15 protein-coding genes, 2 tRNA genes and 2 pseudogenes are annotated in these 23,178 nt (G+C 61.1%); 10 read left to right on the forward strand and 9 right to left on the reverse strand.

All coding sequences use genetic code 11. The features are described 5' to 3' along the window. The first annotated feature begins 35 nt into the window (after window positions 1–35). The 4 genes from HV770_RS01665 to HV770_RS01680 all read left to right on the forward strand — a co-directional run bounded on the left by HV770_RS01665 (window position 36) and on the right by HV770_RS01680 (window position 6,321). Entirely contained in the window at window positions 36–2,579 is a 2,544-nt protein-coding gene (locus HV770_RS01665; protein WP_175158020.1) for a glycosyl hydrolase 2 galactose-binding domain-containing protein, read from the forward strand. A 629-nt stretch (window positions 2,580–3,208) separates the two neighbouring features. Next, the gene (locus tag HV770_RS01670) at window positions 3,209–3,943 is read left to right on the forward strand and encodes a Crp/Fnr family transcriptional regulator (protein ID WP_006048767.1); all 735 of its coding nucleotides are present in this window, start codon (window positions 3,209–3,211) and stop codon (window positions 3,941–3,943) included. Window positions 3,944–3,979: 36 nt separating this feature from the next. Then, the gene (locus HV770_RS01675) at window positions 3,980–5,365 is read left to right on the forward strand and encodes an undecaprenyl-phosphate glucose phosphotransferase (RefSeq protein ID WP_175157788.1); all 1,386 of its coding nucleotides are present in this window, start codon (window positions 3,980–3,982) and stop codon (window positions 5,363–5,365) included. A 2-nt stretch (window positions 5,366–5,367) separates the two neighbouring features. Further along, on the forward strand, window positions 5,368–6,321 hold the full coding sequence (locus tag HV770_RS01680) for a glycosyltransferase family 2 protein (protein ID WP_175157789.1): 954 nt from the start codon (window positions 5,368–5,370) through the stop codon (window positions 6,319–6,321). A 319-nt stretch (window positions 6,322–6,640) separates the two neighbouring features. On the opposite strand, the gene HV770_RS01685 is transcribed toward HV770_RS01680, so the two are convergent. From HV770_RS01685 to rnr, 5 genes are all read right to left on the reverse strand, one after another. Further along, window positions 6,641–7,063, reverse strand: coding sequence for a helix-turn-helix domain-containing protein (locus tag HV770_RS01685; RefSeq protein WP_175157790.1), 423 nt, complete (start codon window positions 7,061–7,063; stop codon window positions 6,641–6,643). Between the two features lie 535 nt (window positions 7,064–7,598). Continuing rightward, window positions 7,599–8,816 (reverse strand): glycosyltransferase, encoded by a 1,218-nt coding sequence (locus tag HV770_RS01695; protein ID WP_175157791.1) that lies wholly within the window; start codon window positions 8,814–8,816, stop codon window positions 7,599–7,601. 530 nt (window positions 8,817–9,346) lie between these two features. Further along, the gene (gene rpiA, locus HV770_RS01700; RefSeq protein ID WP_175157792.1) at window positions 9,347–10,042 is read right to left on the reverse strand and encodes a ribose-5-phosphate isomerase RpiA; all 696 of its coding nucleotides are present in this window, start codon (window positions 10,040–10,042) and stop codon (window positions 9,347–9,349) included. A 73-nt stretch (window positions 10,043–10,115) separates the two neighbouring features. Continuing rightward, on the reverse strand, window positions 10,116–10,859 hold the full coding sequence (gene rlmB / locus HV770_RS01705; protein ID WP_121319478.1) for a 23S rRNA (guanosine(2251)-2'-O)-methyltransferase RlmB: 744 nt from the start codon (window positions 10,857–10,859) through the stop codon (window positions 10,116–10,118). Window positions 10,860–11,054: 195 nt separating this feature from the next. Continuing rightward, the gene (rnr, locus tag HV770_RS01710; protein WP_175157793.1) at window positions 11,055–13,559 is read right to left on the reverse strand and encodes a ribonuclease R; all 2,505 of its coding nucleotides are present in this window, start codon (window positions 13,557–13,559) and stop codon (window positions 11,055–11,057) included. Between the two features lie 305 nt (window positions 13,560–13,864). On the opposite strand from rnr, the gene HV770_RS01715 reads away from it, so the two are divergent. Further along, window positions 13,865–13,951 (forward strand) — tRNA-Leu (locus tag HV770_RS01715). Between the two features lie 229 nt (window positions 13,952–14,180). Then, window positions 14,181–14,267, forward strand: a tRNA-Leu gene (locus HV770_RS01720). 822 nt (window positions 14,268–15,089) lie between these two features. Here HV770_RS01720 and HV770_RS38385 read toward each other — a convergent pair. After that, window positions 15,090–15,380, reverse strand: a pseudogene (locus HV770_RS38385) (IS3 family transposase); the annotation flags it as partial. A 3-nt stretch (window positions 15,381–15,383) separates the two neighbouring features. Beyond that, a pseudogene (locus HV770_RS39625) lies at window positions 15,384–15,554 on the reverse strand (transposase); the annotation flags it as partial. Between the two features lie 332 nt (window positions 15,555–15,886). On the opposite strand from HV770_RS39625, the gene HV770_RS01730 reads away from it, so the two are divergent. The 4 genes from HV770_RS01730 (at window position 15,887) to HV770_RS01745 (ending at window position 21,132) form a co-directional block, all read left to right on the forward strand. After that, the gene (locus HV770_RS01730) at window positions 15,887–17,107 is read left to right on the forward strand and encodes a cupin domain-containing protein (protein ID WP_175157795.1); all 1,221 of its coding nucleotides are present in this window, start codon (window positions 15,887–15,889) and stop codon (window positions 17,105–17,107) included. A 77-nt stretch (window positions 17,108–17,184) separates the two neighbouring features. Continuing rightward, complete coding sequence (locus HV770_RS01735) at window positions 17,185–18,738, forward strand: ethanolamine ammonia-lyase reactivating factor EutA (protein WP_175157796.1); 1,554 nt, start codon at window positions 17,185–17,187, stop codon at window positions 18,736–18,738. Window positions 18,739–18,853: 115 nt separating this feature from the next. After that, window positions 18,854–19,702, forward strand: coding sequence for an alpha/beta fold hydrolase (locus HV770_RS01740; RefSeq protein WP_246290697.1), 849 nt, complete (start codon window positions 18,854–18,856; stop codon window positions 19,700–19,702). A 95-nt stretch (window positions 19,703–19,797) separates the two neighbouring features. After that, window positions 19,798–21,132: an MFS transporter gene (locus HV770_RS01745; protein WP_175157798.1), complete on the forward strand. Its 1,335-nt coding sequence runs from the start codon at window positions 19,798–19,800 to the stop codon at window positions 21,130–21,132. Window positions 21,133–21,379: 247 nt separating this feature from the next. On the opposite strand, the gene HV770_RS01750 is transcribed toward HV770_RS01745, so the two are convergent. Next, a complete protein-coding gene (locus tag HV770_RS01750) occupies window positions 21,380–22,072 on the reverse strand; it encodes a 2,3-bisphosphoglycerate-dependent phosphoglycerate mutase (RefSeq protein WP_175157799.1) in 693 nt (230 codons plus the stop codon). Window positions 22,073–22,100: 28 nt separating this feature from the next. Then, the gene (locus HV770_RS01755) at window positions 22,101–23,144 is read right to left on the reverse strand and encodes a CobW family GTP-binding protein (RefSeq protein WP_175157800.1); all 1,044 of its coding nucleotides are present in this window, start codon (window positions 23,142–23,144) and stop codon (window positions 22,101–22,103) included. Window positions 23,145–23,178 lie beyond the last annotated feature (34 nt).

The raw sequence follows: 23,178 nt of genomic DNA on the forward strand, positions 1-23,178 counted from the left end.
CGCGGATCGCCCCAACCGAGGAGGCGCGCACATGCGTGGCCGCACCGGACGAGGCGGCGACGCCATCACTCTGGCCGCAGCGGCTCGACACCGGCTGGCAGTGTGTCAGCACGCCGGCGGGCGCATGCGGGTCGCCTGCGGCGCTGCCCGCGCATGGCTGGCTCGCTGCGCCGGTGCCTGGCACCGTCGCAAGCGCTCGGCGCGCCGCAGGTCTGCTGGACGCCGCTCACCCTCCGCCCCTCGCGTTCGACGACCACTGGTATCGCGTCACGCTCACCGGCATAGGCAAACGCCGCTTGCGGCTGCACGGCCTCGCCACGCTCGCCGAAGTCTGGCTCGACGATGTGCGGCGCCTCGACTCCGATTCGATGTTCGTCGCACATGATCTGGACATCGAACTGAATGGCAGCGCGACACTGGCGCTGTGCTTTCGCGCACTGACAGCCGCATTGACGGCAAAACGCCCGCGCGCGCGCTGGCGGCCGCGCCTCGTTTCGCCGCCGACGCTGCGCAACGTGCGCACCACACTGCTCGGCCATATGCCGGGCTGGTGCCCGTCGATTCAGGCGGTCGGTCCATGGCGCCCAGTCGAACTGCTGGGCGACGCGCCGCATGCATTCGACACGGTCGACCTGGCTAGCCGCGTCGATGGCGATGACGGCATTGTTTCGCTCACGCTACGTTTCGCGTATCCACACGATGTCGCGACTGACGGCGCGACGCTCAAATGCGGCGCAGCTATTTCGTCTTTGCAATGGCGTGACGCCTATACCTTGACCGGCGCCGTGCGCGTGCCGCACGCCGAGCGCTGGTGGCCCCACACGCACGGCGAGCCGACTTTATATCCTTTGACGTTGCAACTCGATGACGATCGCTCAAATTCTTACTCTCTAGGCTCGATCGGCTTTCGCAGCATCGACGTGCAACGCGGCGCCGACGGTATGGGCTTCGCCATCCACGTGAACGGCGTGCCCGTGTTCTGCCGCGGCGCGTGCTGGACCAGCGCGGACCTCGTGACGCTCGCCGGCACCGAAGCGCAACTGCGTCACACGTTCGAACTGGCTCGCGCGGCCGGCATGAATATGCTGCGCGTGAGCGGCACGATGGTGTACGAGTCCGACGCGTTCTATGCGCTCGCCGACGAATACGGCCTGCTCGTCTGGCAAGACTTCGCGCTGGCAAATTTCGACTACCCGAACGATGCGGCCTTCCGTGCGTCGATCGAACTGGAAGCCGCGCAGTTTCTGACCCGCACACGACGCTTCGCAGCGCTCGCCGTACTGTGCGGTGGCAGCGAAGCCGACCAGCAGGCGGCCATGCTCGGCCTGCCGCCTTCGCTGCGCGCACAAGCCGTGTTCACTGAACTGTTACCCGCGATCGCCGCGCGCGAACGGCCGGACGTGCCGTATGTCCCCAACTCGCCTACGGGCGGAACGTGGCCGTTCTCCACCGACAAAGGCGTGACGCACTACTACGGGGTAGGCGCCTATCAGCGGCCGCTCGACGACGCGCGCCGCGCGCAGGTGCGCTTTGCCGCCGAATGCCTCGCCTTCGCCAACGTACCGGACGACGCGACCTTGCACGACGCGCTGGGCACGATCCATTCGCACGATCCGCGCTGGAAGGCCGCCGTGCCGCGCGACCCTGGCGCCGGTTGGGATTTCGACGACGTGCGCGACCACTACCTGCGCACGCTGTACGGCGTGGAGCCGGCGCAGTTGCGCTATGAAGACCCCGTGCGTTATCTGGATCTGTCGCGCGCGGTGGTCGCGGAGGTGATGAGCGACGTGTTCGCCGAATGGCGGCGCGCGGACTCGACCTGTGCCGGCGGTTTGGTCTGGCAATTGCAGGATCTGCGCGCGGGCGCAGGCTGGGGTGTGATCGACGCCACAGGACGGCCCAAAAGCGCGCTACACGGGCTCGCGCACACATTGCAACCCGTCCAGATCACGCTGACCGACGAAGGCCTCAACGGCCTCGATATCCACCTGATCAACGAACGCGCACAAACGTTTAGCGGACGACTCGAACTGGTCTGCCTGCGCGATGGCAGCGTGAAGGTCGTGTCCGCGAGTTGCCCCGTCGAGTTGCCGCCGCGCAGCGCGCAACGTGTCGGCGCGGCCGCATGCCTCGGCCAGTTCTTCGACTTTACGCATGCCTACCGATTCGGCCCGCGCGCGCATGATGTCACGCTGGCGACACTGCGCGAGGCGGCAAGCGAAGAAATCGTTTGCGAGGCGTTTCATCTGCCCGATCGGCGCATGAGCGAGCGTCACGACATCGGTCTGACTGCCCTCGTCCAGCGCCGTGGCGACGGCTGGCAGCTCGTCATCGAAACAAAACGCTTTGCACGCTTTGTTCATATCATCGACCCACACTATCGTGGCGCGCGCGACTGGTTCCATCTCGCTCCACATCGCCCCGTCATCGTGCCTCTGATTCCTCTGACGTCAGTGGCGTCGCAAGAACGAATCGTTGCCCACGCATCCAGCTCAATGGTTAACGCTGATGCAACATGCGCGACACCCGCGGGTGAAGTGCGCGCGATCAATGCGATATCCGCCACCTTTTATCGCTAGCTTGTCGCACTGATCTAGGTATCGCGCGCGAGCCGCATAAAACCTCACACTTCGCGAACCCATGTGTCTGCCTGAGGGAATCACTGTTGGTTTTTTTGCGACTTCCGGGTCGTCGAATAGATACTCCGTGCGGCAACGTACGCAACGCATTGAACACATCTGAATCAATTCCGGCACATCGCGGACATCGCATCGCAACGCCCATGGCAAGGCTATTTCGCCTCCGGGACACCCGCTGCGTGAACCCCGTTGACACGCGCCAGGCCAATACCATCAACGGCTCCGGTCGTTTGAAACAAGCCCGCGAAACGCGGACCTCGATGCGGCGCGTTGTACAGATTTGAAACAAAAAGTCACATCCGGCTTCGCACGCCGCTACGGCTTGGTTCGCTGCGCCGCACCAGCGCTCGCTTTAGGTAGCGTTGGCACACTCCTCGCTAATAGCTGAGCGCAACGCAGCGTCACCGCAGCAGGGTCCACAAAAACGGCGGCGGCGCACCAGGCCAATACGGGGCCGAGTCTGTCCATCCTTCACTGCTCGCGAGGCAGTTGTGATTTCTTCACGGATGCAGACATCGGATCAAAAACAGAAAGCCGCCCTCAACGCGACTTTCACGCGAGGACCGATCATGTTGACACTTCAATCCGATCTGCACGGTAACCACTTGCTTGGAGCATTGCCGTCGCACGAATGGCAAGCGCTAGCTCCCCATCTCGAACTGGTTCATCTGCGCACCGAACAGTTGCTGTGCGACTCGGGTCAACGCATTCATCACGTCTACTTCCCGACGACCGCGATCATCTCGATGCTCTCGACGATGGAAGACGGCAGCTCGGTCGAAATCGCCGCGGTCGGCCGCGAAGGCATGACCGGCGTGCCGGTGCTCACCGGCGGCGAAACCATGCCGAACCGTGTGCAGGTGCAATGCGCCGGCTTCGCATACCGGATGAGCGCACAGGCGCTCAAACAGCAATTCGCGCGCTCGGACTTCCTGCGCCGCCTGATGCTGCTGTATATGCACGCCCTGCTCACGCAAGTCGCGCAAACCGCTGCCTGCAATCGTCACCATGCGCTGAACAAGCAGCTGTGCCGCTGGCTGCTGATCGAAGTGGACCGCGTCGCGTCGAATGATCTGACGGTAACCCAGCAACTGATCGCCGACATGCTCGGCGTGCGCCGCGAAGGCATTACCGAAGCCGCCGGCAAGCTGCACGATGAAGGCCTGATTCATCACAGCCGCGGCCACATCAAGGTGCTCGATCGCAAGGGCCTCGAAGCGCGTGCATGCGAATGCTACGGCCTCGTCAAACGCGAATTCGACCGTCTTCTGCCGCGTCTGCGCCAGGCCGAAACCGTCGAATAAGCAAGGTGCCGCCCGACCACCAGAATAAAGAAAAATATGTTCAGGAATACTACGCGGGTTCTCGATGCGCTTTTCGTGATTGCCGGAAGCCTGCTCGGACATTGGCTGCGCTTCTCGACGCCGATCGCGTTGTCAGACACCGAGCGTCTTCTGATCGCGTTCAACTGTCTGCTCGTGTTGCTGTTGTTTCCGGGCTTCGGCGTGTATGAAACGTGGCGCGGCAAGGCGTTGGCGCCGGTGCTGGCGAGAATCACGGCGGCGTGGCTGGTGGTGTCCGTCACCGGCCTCGTGCTGGTGTTCACGCTGCATCGTATGGACGCGGTGTCGCGGCTGTGGTTCGGTTACTCGACGCTGATCTCCGGCGCGATGATCATCGCCACCCGCTGCATCACGCACGTCGTGCTGCGCAGCGTGCGGCGACGCGGGATGAATGTCCGCACCGTCGCGATCGTCGGCGCGCCAGGCTTCTCGCGTACGCTGCTCGCGCATCTCGAACATGCGCCGCAAGCCGGCTTCAAACCGGTGTGCGTCTTCGACACCAGCATCGAAGGCGCCGCCAACTATGGCACGCGCCTGAAGCGCCTGCCGGTGCTGACCGATCTCGATGCGTTCGTCAACAAGGTGCGCAACGAGCGCGTAAGCGAAGTGTGGCTTGCGCTGCCGCTTTCCGAAGAACATACGATCTATCGCTTCACGCATATCTTCAGACACGACTTCGTGAATCTGCGCTTCGTCCCCGATGTACGCAGCCTCTCGCTGTTCACCCACGCGCTGGTCGACGTCGTCGGGTTACCCACGCTCAATCTGAGCGCGACGCCCTTCTCGCCGCCGCAGATGTGGCCCAAGCTGATGTTCGACCGTCTGTTCGCTGCGCTCGCGCTGCTCGTGCTCGCGCCGGTGTTCATCGTGCTCGCGATCGGCATCAAGCTCAGCTCGCCCGGGCCCGTGTTCTTTCGCCAGACACGCAAGGGTGTCGACGGCGAGCCGTTCGCGATCTACAAGTTCCGCTCGATGACCGTTCATCAGGAAACGCACGGCCAGGTCACCCAGGCTTCGCGCAACGATACGCGCGTGACGAAACTCGGCGGCTTCATGCGCCGCACCAGTCTCGACGAGCTGCCGCAGTTCCTGAACGTGCTGCTCGGCCAGATGTCGGTGGTCGGCCCGCGCCCGCACGCGGTCGAACACGACGATCTCTACAAGGATCAGGTGTATGGCTACATGCACCGCTACCGGATCAAGCCCGGCATCACCGGCTGGGCTCAGGTGAACGGCTATCGCGGCGCCACCACCAAGGTGGAAAAGATGGAAGCGCGCGTCAAGTTCGACCTCTTCTACATTCAGAACTGGTCGTTCTGGTTCGACATGAAGATCGTGTTCATCACCATCTTCAAGGGCTTCGTCGGCCGCAACGCGTTCTGACCATGCCAGTGCGGCAACCGTTCGTGAAAGTGTCGGTGATCGTGCCGACGCACCGGCGCACGGCCGACCTGGCCCGCTGTCTCGCGGCACTCGACGCGCAGGAGCGTCGCGCCGACGAAGTGATCGTGGTTGCGCGCCACGACGACTACGCCACACTCGACTGGCTGCGCACACGCGAAGCGAACCGGCCCGATCCGCGCCGCTTCGTGGTGCTGATGCGCAAGCCGGGTATGGTTGCCGCTTACAACCTCGGCATCGAAAGCGCGAGCGGCGATGTGCTCTGCTTCACCGAGGACGACGCCGCGCCGCATAGCGACTGGATCGCGCGCATCGCTCGCGCGTTCAACGACGATCCCACGCTCGGCGGCCTGGGCGGCCGCGACATCGTGCATGAACGGCACGGCATCCTGCAGGGCCACACGCCGCGGGTGGGGCTCGTGCGCTGGTATGGACGGATCATCGGCAACCACCATATCGGCCATGGCGAAGCGCGCCGGGTGCACGTGCTCAAAGGCGTCAACATGGCGTTCCGCCGCGAAGCGATCGGCGCGCTGCGGTTCGACTCGCGCTTGCGCGGCCACGGCGCGCAAGCTCACTGCGAGATGGCATTCAGTCTGGACGTGCAACGGCGCGGCTGGGCTCTGATCTATGACCCTTCGCTGCTGGTCGAGCACTTCCCTGTGCAGCGCAGCGACGAAGACCCGCGCTTCGCTTTCAACGACGCAGCTTTCTACAACGCGTCATTCAATCTGCGCCTCATCATGTGGGAATACCTGAGCCCGCACGGCCGATGGGCGTTCGTCGCTTACTCCACGCTGATTGGCGAGCGCGCTGACCCGGGGTTTCTGCGCGCATTGTCGCTGGCATTCGCACGCGGCGGCGTGGCGCTTGCGCTGCGTAAATGGCGAGTGGGCCTGCGGGCAATGCGCGGCGCGTGGCAGGAAGCAATACGCTGACTGTGCAAAGCAGCCGCCTCGCGCGTGGCACCCACCCATCGCCTTCAATCCGGGCCGGTTGCGCCAGCATGGCCGCCGCGCCGCCACGGACCCGTTCCGTCACGTGAGTCGGCATACGCGACACAAGCGGCCGTGCCGGCGTGGGCCACGGCGCGCTCCTGCGCACTCTCAAACGGTCACCGCGTCCATGCTGTTGCGCCGACGCCAAAAGTGGAATCGCAAGCCGCCAGCGCCCGCGCGGATGGAACGGGTCGAAGTGCGAGCCGGCCTGCTAACGCTCCACGCCGCGCGCGGCACGAAGCCGGCATTGCGCCGATCTTCACAGAAACGCGCTGACGTCGATATGAAAACGCAAGGCAAGCGCCTTCGCCACTTTCTTGCTGATGGCGCGCCGCCCCGCGAGAATATCGCTTACCACGGTGGGCGACGCGATACCTATCAGGTCCTTCTGCTTGAGTCCGTGTGTTTCCAGCAGATGCCGCAATACTTCGCGCGGCTCCGCTTTGGGAATCGTCACGTTGTGCGCTTCCCAGTTTGCGACGAGTTCCGTGACGATCGCGAGCAGGTCGGCCAGAGGATCTTCGTTGTTGCCGTTCAGCTGATCGGCGAGCGAGTTGGCGACCCGCACCATCTGCTGGTAATCCTCTTCGGTACGAATAGGCGTAATCGGCAACTGGTTTTGCAGCGCGACCCAGGTTTGGGCAACGTCGGGAAAAGGTCCCGGAAGGCGATCGGCGTTCATGAGTTTAAGTTCTTCCTCGTCCAAAGGTCGTACTCCGCATGCGTCATACATGACGAACGAATGACGACAGCCTGTTGTAGTGAATCGCCACGACGATCCTGAACCAGTTGTCGCCCGCATCGAAAAACGATGTATTGCGGCGGCACATAGTCCACACTGGCGAACGTCTGCTTCAGGTCGTTATGGCCATACGCGAGGCAAGCCTGCGCTACTGCCACGTCAATAGCGCACTGCGCGCACCCCGGATGTCTCTTTATAAAGTCCTGCAACGCCTTCTTTGACATGACCCGCGTCGTCTTCGTCCGCACGTACTCGCGCATCGAAGATGCGCGAGTACGTGCAAGGCTAAACGGGGCGGATCGACTGCGATAGCCGGTCGGACTGGCATAGTCCGGACGGCCATGTGCGGCCTACTGCGGTGCGACGAAAGTCCATTTATTCGCATACTGTTCATTTCTCAATATGCGAATAAATAGGTACCCCGAGCCAACTGCGGGCCATGCCGAGTCACCCGCTACCATCCGGCGCAAGCACATCACGGTCCCAAATTGCTCCTGGATGCGGGCTTGTCCGACCATGCAAGGTCCTCGGTCTCCAGATCGTGCTCTCCCACCTCCACCGTTCCAACGCGCTGACGCATGCCGGCGGCGGCGATCGTCCGGGTGACCTCGGCCATGAATGCGCGCCGGAACACCGCTGCCGAAAAACGTTCGGCATTCGCGCGGCAAGCTGCAGGCGTGATGCGTTCACGCAGCCGTTCGAAGCGTTCGATCGCCTCGCGCATCGACACGACCGTTTGGGATGCGAAATATATGCCGGTGGGATGCGCGTCGCCAAGCGGCGTCAACCTGTCCAGCGCGTCGCCCTTGCCGAAGGCAATCACCGGCGTGCCGCACGCCTGCGCTTCGAGCGGAGCGATGCCGAAATCTTCCTCGGCTGCGAACACGAAGGCCCGCGCGCGTTGCAGATAATCCTTCAGAACCTCGGGCGGCTGATGCCCGAGGATCGTCACGTTCGGCCCGGCTCTCGCGCGCAGCGCCGCCATCTGCGGCCCGTCGCCGATGACGACCAGCTTGCGCTGCGGCGTCGCGTTGAAGGTCTCGACGATCAGATCGAGGCGCTTGTCCGACGCCATGCGCGACACGCTCAGATAGAAGTCGTCCTTTTGCGCGCGCACTTCGAACTCATGCACGTCGACGGGCGGCGGAATCACGGCTGCCTCGCGCCGGTAAGTCTTCATCATGCGGCGCGCCGCGCAATGCGAGTTCGCAATCAGGCTGTCGACACCGCTCGTCGAACGGGTATCCCAACTGCGCAGATAATGCAGCCACGCGCGGGCTGCCCACGACTTCGGCCCGTGCGTGAGCCTCGTTTCACGCAGATATTGGTGCTGCAGATCCCACGCCTCGCTCATCGGTGAATGCACGTAACTCACATGTGTCTGATCCGGGCCCACCGGCACACCCTTGGCGAGCATGCGCGAACTCGTGATAATCAGGTCGTAATCCGCGAGATCGAACTGCCCGATGGCACGCAGCATCAACGGCAAATACGCGCGATAGCGGCGCCGCGCGAACGGCAGGTGCTGAATGAACGACGTCGTGACGGACTTGCCGCGCAGCAGCCGGCGATCATCGAGAAAATCGACCAGGCTGAAGAGGTCGGCGTCGGGAAAGCACTCGATGATCTGCTCGAGCACTTTCTCCGCACTGCCGGATGCGACGAGCCAGTCGTGCACGATCGCCACTTTCATGACCTCTCCTAGCTGTCGGGAAAAACGCACCTCTTGGGCCTAGCAACGAGTGTATGTGCCGCATTAATTGCTGTGCGTGCGGGTGCCCACATTCGACGCGCGACAGTGCGCGAATAATTGGCCGGATGCTCGTATGGCTATGCGAAACCGTGGATTGCGCATGCGGTGGCGCAAGGCTTTGCTCGCCTTCGTGCCATCGGTTCGCGCGGATCAAGGATGAGGGCTGCGCCTGCGTACGCCGACTTGACAGAGCGGTTCGGGGCAGTGATCGCCGAAGCGATGAGGTGAGACAGAGGCGTTGTACTCGCCGCAATGATCAGGACATTGCGCACCGACCGCACACTCACACAGCGTCTCACGGAGCGACGCGCGAAACGATATGCGACCTAGGTCCGCGGCAACTCGATGTTGGCAGCGCACGGCACGGCAATCGGGCAAGCCGCGCGCCCGCGCAAACGATTCATACAAAAGCAAATCGCGCGCAAACCCGCACATTGCAGGTTCACGCGCGATTTCAGAACGACCGCCGGTCAGCCCTTGCTGTACTCGATCGTCTCGACGCCGGTGTCCGTGCCGAGCAGGCACAGGTTCGCGCCACGGCCCGCGAACAGGCCCACGGTCACCACACCCGGCCACGCATTGATGTGCGTTTCCAGCGTGCGCGGGTCGCTGATGCGCAGACCCTTGACGTCGATGATCTCGTTGCCGTTGTCGGTGATGAACGGCACGCCCTCTTTCGTCACGCGCACCACCGGCACGCCGCCGAGCGCGGTGACGCGGCGGCCGATCGCAGTGCGCGCCATCGGCACCACTTCGATCGGCAGCGGGAAGTTGCCGAGCGTGTCGACCAGTTTGCTGGCATCCGCGATGCACACAAATACGTCCGACACCGACGCCACGATCTTTTCGCGCGTCAGCGCGCCGCCGCCGCCCTTGATCATGGCGCCGCTGCGGTCGATCTCGTCGGCGCCGTCCACGTACACCGGCAGCGAATCGATTTCGTTCAGGTCGAGCACCTTGAAGCCGTGCGATTGCAGACGCGCGGTGGTGGCGAGCGAACTCGACACAGCACCGCGATAGCGCGCCTTGTTGGCGGCCAGCGCGTCGATGAAACAGTTCGCGGTCGAGCCGGTGCCGACGCCGATCACCGCGCCTTCAGGCACGTTGGCGTTCACATAGTCGGCGGCGGCCTGGCCGACCAGTTGTTTGAGTTCGTCTTGAGTCATGGGAGAGAGGCTCGCGAGCAGTTGAAGCGATAAAACCGCTAGTTTACCGGAGTGATGCGCGAGTGCCGGGCGATTACTTCTTCACCGCCCGCTGCCGCACCGCTTCGAACAGACAGACGCCCGACGCCACGGAAACGTTCAGGCTTTCGACCGTGCCCGCCATCGGAATCTGCATGACTACGTCACAGGTGTCGCGCGTGAGACGGCGCATACCCTCGCCTTCGGCGCCCATCACGAGCGCCACCGGACCGTCGAGCTCGGTGTCGTAAAGACTCTTGGTAGCCTCGCCGGCTGTGCCGACCACCCATACGCCCGCATCCTTCAATTCGCGCAGTGCACGCGCCAGATTCGTCACCGTGATGTAAGGCACGGTGTCGGCCGCGCCGCTCGCGACCTTCGCAGCGGTCGCGTTCAAACCGACCGCGCGATCACGCGGCGCGATCACCGCATGTGCGCCCGCGGCATCGGCCACGCGCAGGCAGGCGCCGAGATTGTGCGGATCGGTCACGCCGTCGAGCACCAGGATCAGCGGCGAACCGTTGATGCCGTCGAGCAGTTCGGCCAGATTCTGCGCGAGCGGCATGTCGCCCGCGCGGGCCACCACGCCCTGGTGACGCTCGGTGTGCGCGAGGCCCCACAGACGCGTTTCGTCGGCGGCGATCAGACGCACGCCGGCTTCCTTCGCCGAGTGCAGGAATTCGGTCATGCGACGGTCTTTGCGCGTCGCGTCGTAATAAACATCCTCGACCGTCGACGCATCGTGCCGGATACGCGCGGTCACTGCGTGAAAACCGTATAAAACCTTGAGACGTGCCATGACTGAACAACCTTTGATTGAGCGCGACTGCAACGCGCGCTGCTGTGATGAATACGAGTCTGAGTACTTCGCGTGAATACTTTGCATGCCTGCCGCGCTCGTGCGCTGACCTGCGTGCCACGATAAAACGCAGACCGCGCGCAACCGGCACGTGTGAACGTACCCGATGCGCGCGGTTCAGGCGGTGAAACCGCTTCAGCGTTTCTTGCGTGCCTGCGGTTTCGACGCTGCATTGGCCGCGGCGCCATGCTTCTTCGCCGCACCACGCGCTGCGCGCGCTTCCTTGACCGCCACGGTTTGCGCGGGCGCGGCCTTCTTGCGCCGCGCGCCGCCCGGCGCCGACGCACCGGCTTCGGCCGGCGGCAGCGAACGCACGCGCGCGCCGCCGCTGTCACCGGCGCCCTTGTCGGCCAGCGCCCCACGCGCTGCGGGCGGCTTGATCGGCGTGTCGCGCACGAGCCGGAAATCGATCTTGCGGGCGTCGAGATCGACGCGGCTCACCTGCACCCGCACCCGATCCGACAGACGATAACGAATGCCGGTGCGCTCGCCGCGCAGCTCGTTCTTGATCTCGTCGTACTGGAAGTAGTCGGAGCCGAGTTCGGTCACGTGCACGAGGCCTTCGATAAAGAGCGAATCGAGCTGCACGAAGATGCCGAACGACGTCACGCCGTTCACCATGCCGCCGTACTCTTCGCCGAGCTTGTCGCGCATGAAATAGCACTTCAGCCATGCTTCGACGTCACGCGATGCTTCGTCGGCGCGGCGCTCGTTAGCCGAGCAATGCAGTCCGAGTTCTTCCCAAATCGCGACGTTGTTGCCGCGCTGGCGGCCGCGCTTTTCGTCGTCGGCCTGTTGCATCGCACGGGCGCGCGGCGACAGCGCGGTATTCAGCTCGACACCTTGCGGCGGCTCCGGCTGATACTTGCGGCCCTGCAGGATCGCGTAGATCGCGCGGTGCGTGAGCAGATCGGGATAGCGGCGAATCGGGCTCGTGAAGTGCGCATACGCCTCGTACGCGAGACCGAAGTGGCCGATGTTCTCCGGGCTGTAGACCGCCTGCTGCATCGAGCGCAGCAGCATGGTTTGCAGCATCTGCGCATCGGGCCGCTCGCGGATCTGCGCCATCAGCGCGGCGTAATCGCTCGCGTGCGGCGTGTCGCCGCCGGCGAGCGTCAAGCCCATGCCGCGCAGGAAGGTGCGCAGATTCTCGAGCTTTTCAGCGGTCGGCCCGGCGTGCACGCGGAACAGACCCGGATGCTTGTTGCGCTTGAGGAAGTCGGCCGCGCAGACGTTCGCGGCCAGCATGCATTCCTCGATCAGCTTGTGCGCGTCGTTGCGGGTGCGCGGCACGATCTGCTCGATCTTGCCCTGCGCGTTGCAGACGATGTACGTCTCGGTCGTATCGAAGTCGATCGCGCCGCGTTTCTGGCGCGCCGCGAACAGCGACTTGTAGACGCCATACAGATTCTGCAATTGCGGCAGCAATGCGGCGCGCCGCGCAGCCTCCGGACCCTTGGTGTTTTTCAGCACCGCGGCGACTTCCGTATAGGTCAGACGCGCGGCCGAATGCATCACACCGGGATAGAACTGATACGCCTTCACTTCGCCGCGCGCGGTGACGATCATGTCGCACACGAGCACGCAACGGTCGACGTGCGGGTTCAGCGAGCACAAGCCGTTCGACAGTTTCTCCGGCAGCATCGGAATCACGCGGCGCGGGAAATACACCGACGTGCTGCGCTCGATCGCGTCGGCATCGAGCCCGCTCTTCGGCAGCACGTAGTGCGACACGTCCGCGATCGCGACGATCAGACGGAAGCCCTCGCCACGGCCGACCTGCACCGGTTCGCAATACACGGCGTCGTCGAAGTCGCGGGCGTCTTCGCCGTCGATCGTGACGAGCGGCACGTCGCGCAGATCGATGCGGTGACGCGCGTCGACCGGACGGACTTCGTCGGGCAGCTTCGAGGCTTCGTCGAGCGCATCCGGGCTGAACTCGTGCGGCACGCCGTACTTGCGCACCGCGATTTCGATTTCCATGCCGGGGTCGTCGATATCGCCGAGCACTTCCACCACGCGGCCGAGCGGCTGCGAATGACGGCTCGGGAAATCGGTCAGCTCGACCACCACCACCTGGCCGACCTTGGCCTTTTTGGTGTTCTGCGTGATCAGGATGTCGTGGCCGATGCGCTTGTCTTCGGGTGCGACGATCAGCGCGCCGTTCTCGTTGAGCAGGCGGCCGATCACGCGCTTGTTGGCGCGATCCGTCACTTCGACGATATGCCCTTCCGGGCGGCCGCGCCGGTCATAACCGACGATGCGCGCGAGCACGCGGTCGTTGTGCATGACCTTCTGCATCTCGCCGGTGGGCAGGAACAGATCGTCCTGACCGTCGTCGCGGATCAGGAAGCCGAAGCCGTCGCGATGACCTTGCACACGGCCCGCGACGAAGTTCGAGGGATGCGTCAACTGATAGAGATTGCGCTGGTCGAGCCGGATCTGGCCGTCGCGCTCCATCGCGCCTAAGCGCTTGAAAAATCCTTCGCGCTCCTGGCGCTTGATCGACAGCGCTTCGGCGATGTCGTTCGCGGCAAGCGGCGTTTCACTCGTGCGCAGGACGCCCAGAATTTCTTCGCGGCTTGGAATCGGATACGGAAATTTGCTCAAGGGCTTATCGATGATTTTTTCTCGTTGCATGGACGGCGGTCGGCGATGTAGCTCGGCTGAAGAAGCGTTTGCGTTGCGCTTGAATTGCACCTGCAAATGCACAAAAAAGACTGCTCGGGTCCGGCTCGTTCAAGGCTGAGTCGACGGGCGTGTGTGCACCGTACCAACGAACTACTGCGAGGCATTCTAACACCCGTCTTGCGCACCACGCGGCCCGTCAATGGTTGCCGGCGGGCACGGGCGGCCTCGTCGGCGAGATGTTTAAGCGACTTTGGAGAAACGCTTGACAGGTCCCAATCTGTCGCTATAATGGCGGTCTTTGCTGTTCATCACCTGCCCAGGTGGCGAAATTGGTAGACGCACTAGGTTCAGGTCCTAGCGGTGGCAACACTGTGGAGGTTCGAGTCCTCTCTTGGGCACCAGATTCAAAATTAGAGCCGCCTGCGGGTGGCTTTAATTTTTGTAGGAAGCTACGTGGTCCAATTCACTCGTTTGAGCGATCGGTTTGCGTAGTTGGCAGGACGGAGTTGGGTAGCGAAGCATTGCTTCGTTGCACGACTTAACCGGGCAGTTGATAAGGCGATGTTTGTCTGAAGCAGGGATTGACACGCTGAATCAGCTTGCTAAAATAGCGGTCTAGCTTGAAGACGTGCCCAGGTGGCGGAATTGGTAGACGCACTAGGTTCAGGTCCTAGCGGTGGCAACACCGTGGAGGTTCGAGTCCTCTCCTGGGCACCAATAGTTGTTCCGGCGTAAGCCAAAGAAGTCCGAGAAACCCCTTAAGATCAATGTCTTACGGGGTTTTTTGTTGTCTACAGTTCCCTTGCGTTCCACTGACATCGACGATTTCTGCGTACACGCGGAATCGTGGTGCCAAGCCATGCCCAAACGCGTGGAACCCAAAGTAAGCGGATCTGAGCGGCATACCAGCCGGTAGATCGGGTGCCGCAACACCCAAATCGCGCTGCCCTACCGATCTCGTCATCCCGAACCTTGATCGAGCATAGAGGCCCGGCTCTCGCAGTGCTCGCGATCGCAGCCGGAGGCGTTCGCCACCGAAATGGCCGAAGCCTGGGCATCCCCTCCAGCCACCTGCGCCGAGTCGAGGGGGTCATTCTTGTCGATCCCATTGATGTCTTTCCTGCCTACGAAGCAACCCGCTCAACGCGTCGGCGCGTTCGCCCACCCAGATTAGCTGCGGAGATTCGCCGCAATACTTCTTCCAATCGGGATCGGTCGACACTGCAAGCATCTTCGTCATCCCTTCGGGTACCCAGCGCCCGATTGGTATCCCCGCTGAGTTCTCAACTGAACGTCTAGCCACGAGCAGCAGACTTTTTTGCGTAGATCCGACCTCACCCGTTCATCTCCCGCTGTCGCACGGCGACAATCTGAGGAGCGCCTCAAACTCGATCGGGAAACGACAATCCGCGCCCGCCATGACATGAAACCTCACACCCCAACTCACTTGCCCGTGCGAGATCGTGCCCTCGAACTTCGTCCGTTCGAATGTCATGTCGCCTGCCGCGAGCTCGGTCGAGACGCGCGGATGCCAACGGGTTAAGCCGCGACCTGATTCAGAAACATCGCTGCGTGAATGCTACAGGTGGCAGGTAATCGAGACGAGCCTGCCTGCACTGCCGGTTACAAAGCATCTCGATGTATTCGCTGATTGATCGCCCGGCTTCATCGCGCGAGGCGAAGCGTCGATGATAGCGCTGCTCGCTTTTTTAGCGTGCCCCAAAACGATTCGATCGGCGCGTTGTTAAAGCAGTTTCTTCGTCGACTCATCGAAGCGTGCATGCAGAACTGGCCGACGAGATCCTGATATGCGTGCGCTTGACTCGCTCGAGTTCAGCTTCGATTTCCGTCAGCAGCTTTTTGATGCTGACCTACCCGCTCCGGCTTGCCAGCCATCGCAGCACGCACCCACTTTGCAGCCGTCTTCACCGATATCGACAGCCGACGCGCAGCCTCCGATACACCAACGCCCCCGGTCATTGCAGGCTTCACCGCCTCTTCACGGAATCCCTTCGTCTAGAAGGCTTTGGATTCGGTTCATGTATGCCTCCATTCCTTAGTTCCACGGAATGTTGGCGTCCATTTTTTTTCGGCGGGCCTCAGGGATGCCAGCGGTATGCGATGGCCTCATTTACGCGCGTGACGTCGAGAGCGGCCACGCGCGCGGCGTATAGAAAAGCCCCGATGAAAAATCTGTAAGTCAATCCTTCATTGACACCTATTACGGTATCGTGATTCAATCAGGTCGTTCCATATAAGCGCACTATGTTCCTCATATAAGAACGCTTGAGACAGTCTTTGCCTGAAAGATCCGGCCCATACAAGGAGAGATAGCGATGCCGCATGAAAAAGACCTTGCCCACTGGCACGAACCCGCCGGCCACAAGAAAGCTGGTTTTGGCGAATTCAAGAAGCAACCGACGCCCTATGACCTTTTCATGGAAAGCGAAGGCGTTCCGGTCTTCCGTGACATCGGTATCAAGGACGTGCGCAATCTGCCGATGGTGGACTGGAAGCGTAAGGGCGGCCGCGGCCACTACATCCAGCTCCTGGGCACGGAAACGAAGTGGGGTTGCTATGTGGTTGAAGTGCCCGCGGGCGGCGCGCTGAATGCCGAAAAGCACCTGTTCGAAGAAATCTACTGGGTGGTCGAAGGCCGTGGCACCACCGAAGTTTGGCTTGAAGGCGAAGGCCGCAAGCACGTCTTCGAATGGCAAGCTGGGTCGATGTTCTCGATTCCGATGAACGCATGGTTCCGTATCGTTGACGGCTCGAACTCGGGCGCGATCCTGCTCGCAGGCAATACGGCACCGAACGTGATGAACCAGATCAACAACGTCGAAGCGGTGTTTAACAACCCGTTCGTGTTCCGTGATCGCTTCAGCGCAGACGAAGATTTCTACAAGCCGCGCGATGAGATCGAAACGGATCCGGTTCGCGGTCTTGCCCGTCGTCGTACCAACCTGATCACCGATGCCGTCAACTGCGATCTGCCGCTGGACAACCGTCGTTCGCCGGGCTATCGCCGCGTTGAGCCGTTCATGACGGAAAACTGCTTCTACTTCTGGATCGGCCAGCACGAGCAAGGCCGCTACTCGAAGGCCCACGCTCACACGTCCGCAGCAGTTCTCATCTGCCTGAAGGGTGAAGGCTATACGTACACGTGGCCGGAAGAATGCGGCGAAAACCCGTGGGCCGATGGTCACGCGGACAAGGTTCGTCGCCTCGATTACGGTTACGGCGGCATGGTTACCGCAGCGCCGGGCGGCGCACGTTGGTACCACCAGCATTTCAGCACGTCCAAGGACCCGTTCCGTCTGACGGCATGGTTTGGCCCGCACAACCCGGGTCGAGATCCGGGTGCCCCGGGTTCGAAGCACAACGACTACACGGCTCAGGACGTCGGTTCTGGCGGCACGGCTATCCCCTACTGGATGGAAGATCCGTACATCCGTCAAGAGTATGAAGCACGTCTGGCTAAGAACGGCGTCCAAAGCCGTATGGATTCGTCGTGGTACGTCAAGCCGGCAAAGAATGTCGCTGACTCGGTGGTCTAACGCGTTCGCCTAGTTAGTCCATAGGGCTGTGTTCTTTTTGGGGACACGGCCCTGTCTTTTATGTGCTGGAGACAACAATGAGCAGTGAGCCGCAAGAAGGTCGCATCTTCTTTACCGATACCGGCCGGAGCCTGGAGGAAGAAGACGAAATCCAACTGATCAGCGTGGGCATCGACGTCGGGTCTTCCACTTCCCACATGGTCGTTTCGCGCATCGTTCTCGAACGCACGACCACGCGTTACATCGTTGCAGAACGTACGATTCTTCACGAATCGGATATCTTGCTTACTCCCTACACCGACGATCTGACGATCGACGAGGCCCGGCTCGCTGCGTTCATTGATGAGCAGTACCAAAAGGCGGGAGTCACGCCCGAACAAATTGATACCGGTGCCCTGATCCTCACCGGTTTGGCGGTTCGCCGTCGTAACGCGCGCGCAATCGCGGATCTGTTTGCAGCGCAGGCGGGCAAATTCGTTTCGGTCTCGGCCGGTGATGGCCTCGAATCCATGCTTGCAGCATTCGGTTCCGGCGCCGTCTTGCGCGCACCGCGTCAAGGTACCCGTCTCCTCCACCTGGATATCGGCGGCGGGACCACGAAGATCGCTATCTGTGAAGAAGGCGAGGTCAAAAGCGTTACCGCTATCGACATCGGCGCCCGCATCATTACCCTTGACGAGGAAGGCCGCGTTGCCCGTGTCGAAGCCGCCGGCGAACGTTTTGCCCAGGAGGTGGGCGCCACACTTACCGTGGGTTATGCCCCGCTTCCCGGTGTACTGGAGGCCATCGTTGACCGCATGGCCGAGCACTTGTGTGATGCGTCGATGAAGAACGGCACGGAACTCGATCCGGTAACTGCTTCGTTGCTGCGTCTCACACCACTGGAAGGCGTGCGGGTCCCCGATCTCGTCACATTCTCCGGTGGTGTTTCGGAATACATTTACGGCCGTGAAACGCGGGCGTTCGGTGACCTGGGTCTGATGTTGGCTGCCGCCGTTCGCAAGCGCATCGAAGCCTCGGGAGCCGAAATCAAGGAAACGGATGAGGGTATCCGGGCCACGGTCGTCGGCGCCTCGCAATACACGGTTCAAGTGAGTGGCAGCACGGTTTACGTTGAACCGCAGTCGGTTCTTCCCCTGCGCAATCTGCCGGTGGCGGTCCTCGATTTCGATCTTGAGCCGGACCAACTCGACCCCAAGGACATCGAAAAGGCAGTGACGACAGCGCTTGAGCGGATGGACCTGCAGGAGGACACGAAAGGCGTTGCCCTCTTCTACCGGTTTGCCGGGACGGCATTCTATCGCCGCATGGATGCGTTTGTCGTCGGTGTCATGAACGCCATGCGCATGCGGATCGAAGCCGGGCAACCTATCGTCCTGATCGGTGAGGGGGATGTCGGCGGCCTGATCGGCATCCACTTTAAGCGGGAACGCGGTCTCCCGGTGCCTATCGTTTCCATTGACGGGATCTCGCTCAAGGAATTCGATTTCGTTGACATCGGTGAACTTCTTCCCACAGCCTCCGCGGCACCCGTGGTGATCAAATCCTTGGTATTCCCGACGTCAAGCGGCTTGGGCCTAACCGCATTTGAACCCGTGCCTGAAATCGCAAGCGAAGCCGCAAACGATTAAGGGACTAGCGATGACCTATCTGCGCGAACTTTATCCCCCGAGCACTGCACGCGAATCCGGCTGGATGGATGTCAGTGGAGGTCATCGCGTCTTCTGGGAGGCCCATGGCAACCCCATGGGTAGTCCCTTGCTGCATCTATGCGGGGGCCCTGGCGGTTCCCCTAGCCGCCAGGATCCGCGATTCTTTAACCCTATGGGTTATCGAATCGTGCTGATTCATCCACGCGGGGCCGGCCGTTCTACGCCTGCGGCCAGCGTAGAACACAACACGATGGACGATCAGATCTCCGATATCGAGCAACTACGTACCCTGCTTGATATTGGACGTTGGATTGTTTCCGGCGCATCCTGGGGGACCACCCTGGCCTTGGCCTATGCGCAAACCCACCGACAAAGAGTCCGTGCCCTGCTCCTGCGTGGCGTTTTTCTTTGCACCGAAAGCGAACTTGAGTGGCTTTATGGAGGGGTCGCGGGCCGCCTGCATCCCGAGGCTTGGGCGCGGTTCTGCGGCTGGACCACGGCCGCAGGGCGTCAAGGTCTTCTACAGGCCTACGGAGAGGCATTGAATTGCGGCATCCCCGAAGAGGAATACGAAGCGGCTTATCAGTGGTGCACCTGGGAAAATCATTTGGCCGGATTGCGAGACCAAGAACGCGACACGGACCCACAAACCAGGGCACGTGAATTGGCGATGGCTCGCATCTCCGTGCACTACTTCCTGAATGAAGGATTTCTATCACCTCACCAGATAGTCAGTAATGCAAGACAATTGCACGACATTGCTGGAACGCTAATTCACGGTTCACGCGACGAGGTTACTCCTATAGGCGTATACCCTTTAATTCAGGCATGGAAAAATTCAGTGTTTCACTCTATTGATGGTGGAACCCATGTAAGCAGTGACCATCCTGGAATGATAGATTGCATTGTCCGCAGCTCAGGTGAGTTGATGAGTTTGAAATAGGTGGTATGTAAACTCCCGATTCCTAAAGTATCTTTGACATCCGATACTCCGTCACCTGTGTGCGCTGCGCGGGCAGCCTCTGGAGATTAGCGACAATGAATTACGAAGTAAATTCACAAACGATTCGCATCACGGAGTTTGTCGACGAACAGAAGATTGGCCGATTCATCTGGACAGTCGTATTCATTGGTTTCCTATGCCAACTCTGTGACGGCTATGATCTTTCGGCCGCTGCATTTGCGGCAATTGGTATCGCCAACGAGTTCGGGATCGAGAGACACGCCTTGGCCCCTCTGTTCAGTGTCGGCCTCTTCGGTATGCTGTTTGGCGCCCTGGGTTTCGGCTATATCGGTGACCGTTGGGGCCGGCGTGTGGCCGTCCTCTCTGCGGCACTGCTTTGCAGTGCGTTCACCCTGCTTAGCGCGACTGCCGAATCCTTTTTTACACTGATGGTCTTCCGCTTCTTTACCGGCATTGCTCTCGGGGGCCTGCCTGCAAATACAGTCGCTCTGACAGCCGAATACGCACCGCAGCGTAAGCGCTCGTTGTTGATCACGATGATGTTCGTGGGCATGACTTTCGGCGGTGCTCTGCCGGGCCAACTCGGAAGCGTCATTCACCCTGCGCAATGGCGCCTGATTTTCACCATCGGTGGCCTGGCTCCGCTTGCGACCGCATTCTTGGCGTACTTCTTCTTGCCTGAGTCGATCAAGTTCCTGGTCGTGCGTAACCCGCACGATCCGCAGATCGTGAAGCTTGCGCGCCGGATCCGTCCGGAGTTGAACATACCGGTCGATCCGAGGTTTCAGATCCATCACCTTGCCGAAAAGAAATTCCACGTCGGCCAACTCTTTGAAGGCAATCTGCGCATCATCACGCCACTCATTTGGGTGATGTCCATCACGAACCTGTTCGCGAACTTCTTCATGAACAGCTGGATGCCGACCCTTCTGCATTCGTTGGGCATGAACCCGCACCAAGCCGAACACGCTGCCTCCATGTACTACCTGGGTGGCGTTCTCGGGGGCCTTCTGATGTCGTTGATGCTTGATCGCGGGCGTCTTTGGGTCGTGCCTCTGTATATGGCGCTCGGAGCCGTGGCGGCCCTGTTCCTGGGGCAGCAAACGCACTCCGTGACGCTAGCCCTTGGCGTGTTCGCTATCGGCCTCTTCATCCTGGGTACGCAGTCGGGTACGAATGCTCTGATGGCCGTTTGCTACCCCACTCAGATCCGCGCCTCGGGTACGGGTTGGGCACACGGTCTGGGACGCTTTGGCGCAATGGCAGGCCCCTTGACCGGCGGTCAACTGATCCGCATGCACGTGCACATGGCACAGATTTTTTGGGCGCCGGCAATCATGTCTATCATCGGCTGCCTGGCCACGATTTGGCTCTCACGCGCGGCGCGGCATCGCTTCCCGAAGACGTAACAGCGGACTTCGGCAGTTCCCCATGACTTTGTTCGGAGCCCCGTTGATTGTGAAGAATCTGTTGCCTGGGCAAGTTCAGGCTAGATTCCGCGCGCTGACCTGCGCGCGCTGTGCATCAATTCGACGCCCTGGGTCAGCGGCGCGGCCAGCCGCGAGCCGCGGGCTGGACATCCCGGTCCCCAATGCTGACCGCCATCATCCAATAACGGCGGCCACCACTGCCCCTGTTGGTCTTCCGAACAAATCATTAGCCGTAGGCCACGGGTTCGGCGTTGGGGATTTTCATTCGCGTCACCACCTCATCCGGAAGGCCTTCAATGATCTGTATGAGAGATCGCAAGGTTGTCCCGTGGCCGCATACCAATACGCGGTTGCCTGCCAGCACGCGCGGCAGTATCAGGTCCGACCATGCGGCACGCACGCGGATTGCCGCATCGCCAATAGATTCACCACGGGGCAATGACTGGGGAGCGAATCGCGAATACCGGGGATCCGACTCCGGACTGTATTGATGCTTTAGGGGCACGGGCTCCGGACGGGCATCCGCGTTGAAGCGGAAATTCGTCAACTGAAGGGGGCCGTACTCGGCCGAAACCTCCGCTTTGGTCATGCCGGTCAAAATACCGTAATGCCGTTCATTGAGGCGCCAATCGGTGACCGGCGGCCGCTCCCGGTCCGGATGGAGGTGCCTGGCCACTACCCAATAGGTACGCAGGGCCCGGGTCAAGATCGAGGAAAACCCACAATCAAAAGTCCATTGCGCATGCCTTAACATCTTGGCCGCTATCTGGGCCTGAATCATGCCCTGCGGCGTCAGATCGATATCCGCCCATCCGGTGAACCTGGAACTGGCATTCCATTCGGATTCGCCGTGTCGCAGTAGCACCAGTTTTGTCTGGGATCCGAGTGGGGCGGGCGTGAGCGTGATTGGGTTTTCCACTTCTCTATTCGTTGTCCGTGGTCTCGCGTCAGTCGTGGATACAGGCCTCGAAACCGGCTCTCAAGGCCTCCCGATCCAGGTTTCGGCCGATCAACACGTACCGGCTATAGCGGGCCTCCCCTTCTGACCACGAGCCTTGCAAGTCGCCCTCCATGAGCATGTGGACCGATTGGAATACGTAACGACGTGCGCATCCCAAGATGTAGAAAATCCCCTTGGAGCGCAAGATATCGGCGCCCCCCACGGTCACCAGGTTCCCGAGCCATTCTTCAAGCCTGGTCAGATCCAAGGCCTTGTCCGTTGTCAACGAGACGCTACCGATACCATCGGACTCGATGTGGTTACCTTCGCCGTGCGCGTGGGCATGCTCGTGACCGTGATGGTCATGACCGTGACAGCAATGCTCATCGTGGACGTGCTCTGGAGCCGGAGCCTGCGCCATCATGGCCAGGCCCTCAACGCGGGACAGGTCAAATGATCCATGGCCGATCACCGTATCGAGCTGAACCTGACAACGTGATGTCTTGTAAATCCGTGCAAACGGGTTGAGCACCCGAAGTGCGGTCTCGATGCGATGCAACCGCTTTTCCTCTACGTGTTCGATCTTATTGATAATCAGTTGATCCGCGAACGCGACTTGTTCCACGGCTTCCTGACTATCTCCAAGTCTCTGGTGGATGTGCACGGCATCCACCAAAGTGATAATCGAATCCAGTTTTAGGTGAGCCTGCAAATGTGGATCGACCAGGAACGTCTGGATCACGGGCCCTGGGGCCGCCAAACCGGTAGTCTCGATAATCACCGCGTCAAAGGTCTGAGCCTGGGCCAGAAGCTTATAAAGCACCTGGATCAAATCGCCCCTGACCGTGCAACAGATGCATCCGTTGTTCATTTCGAACAACTCATCATCCGATGACACAACCAGATCATTGTCGATACCGATCTCACCGAACTCGTTGACGATCACGGCGTATTTTTTGCCATGATCTTCCGACAGAATACGGTTAAGCAGCGTAGTTTTACCCGCCCCCAAATAACCCGTGAGAACCGTTACCGGAATAGGTTTTTTCATTCCTGTCTCTCCAACGCCCCCGGACCCAGCCCGC

Source organism: Paraburkholderia fynbosensis, assembly GCF_902859935.1.
Classification (GTDB): Bacteria; Pseudomonadota; Gammaproteobacteria; order Burkholderiales; family Burkholderiaceae; genus Paraburkholderia; species Paraburkholderia fynbosensis.

What these genes read in the sequence shown, in the direction of transcription:
- HV770_RS01755 (WP_175157800.1), bottom strand. Translation starts at nt 23,144, where the DNA reads ATGAAAAAACCTATTCCGGTAACGGTTCTCACGGGTTATTTGGGGGCG.
- HV770_RS01685 (WP_175157790.1), bottom strand. Translation starts at nt 7,063, where the DNA reads ATGAACGCCGATCGCCTTCCGGGACCTTTTCCCGACGTTGCCCAAACC.
- HV770_RS01740 (WP_246290697.1), top strand. Translation starts at nt 18,854, where the DNA reads ATGGGTAGTCCCTTGCTGCATCTATGCGGGGGCCCTGGCGGTTCCCCT.
- HV770_RS01745 (WP_175157798.1), top strand. Translation starts at nt 19,798, where the DNA reads ATGAATTACGAAGTAAATTCACAAACGATTCGCATCACGGAGTTTGTC.
- HV770_RS01680 (WP_175157789.1), top strand. Translation starts at nt 5,368, where the DNA reads ATGCCAGTGCGGCAACCGTTCGTGAAAGTGTCGGTGATCGTGCCGACG.
- HV770_RS01695 (WP_175157791.1), bottom strand. Translation starts at nt 8,816, where the DNA reads ATGAAAGTGGCGATCGTGCACGACTGGCTCGTCGCATCCGGCAGTGCG.
- HV770_RS01735 (WP_175157796.1), top strand. Translation starts at nt 17,185, where the DNA reads ATGAGCAGTGAGCCGCAAGAAGGTCGCATCTTCTTTACCGATACCGGC.
- HV770_RS01670 (WP_006048767.1), top strand. Translation starts at nt 3,209, where the DNA reads ATGTTGACACTTCAATCCGATCTGCACGGTAACCACTTGCTTGGAGCA.
- HV770_RS01730 (WP_175157795.1), top strand. Translation starts at nt 15,887, where the DNA reads ATGCCGCATGAAAAAGACCTTGCCCACTGGCACGAACCCGCCGGCCAC.
- rlmB (WP_121319478.1), bottom strand. Translation starts at nt 10,859, where the DNA reads ATGGCACGTCTCAAGGTTTTATACGGTTTTCACGCAGTGACCGCGCGT.
- rpiA (WP_175157792.1), bottom strand. Translation starts at nt 10,042, where the DNA reads ATGACTCAAGACGAACTCAAACAACTGGTCGGCCAGGCCGCCGCCGAC.
- rnr (WP_175157793.1), bottom strand. Translation starts at nt 13,559, where the DNA reads ATGCAACGAGAAAAAATCATCGATAAGCCCTTGAGCAAATTTCCGTAT.
- HV770_RS01675 (WP_175157788.1), top strand. Translation starts at nt 3,980, where the DNA reads ATGTTCAGGAATACTACGCGGGTTCTCGATGCGCTTTTCGTGATTGCC.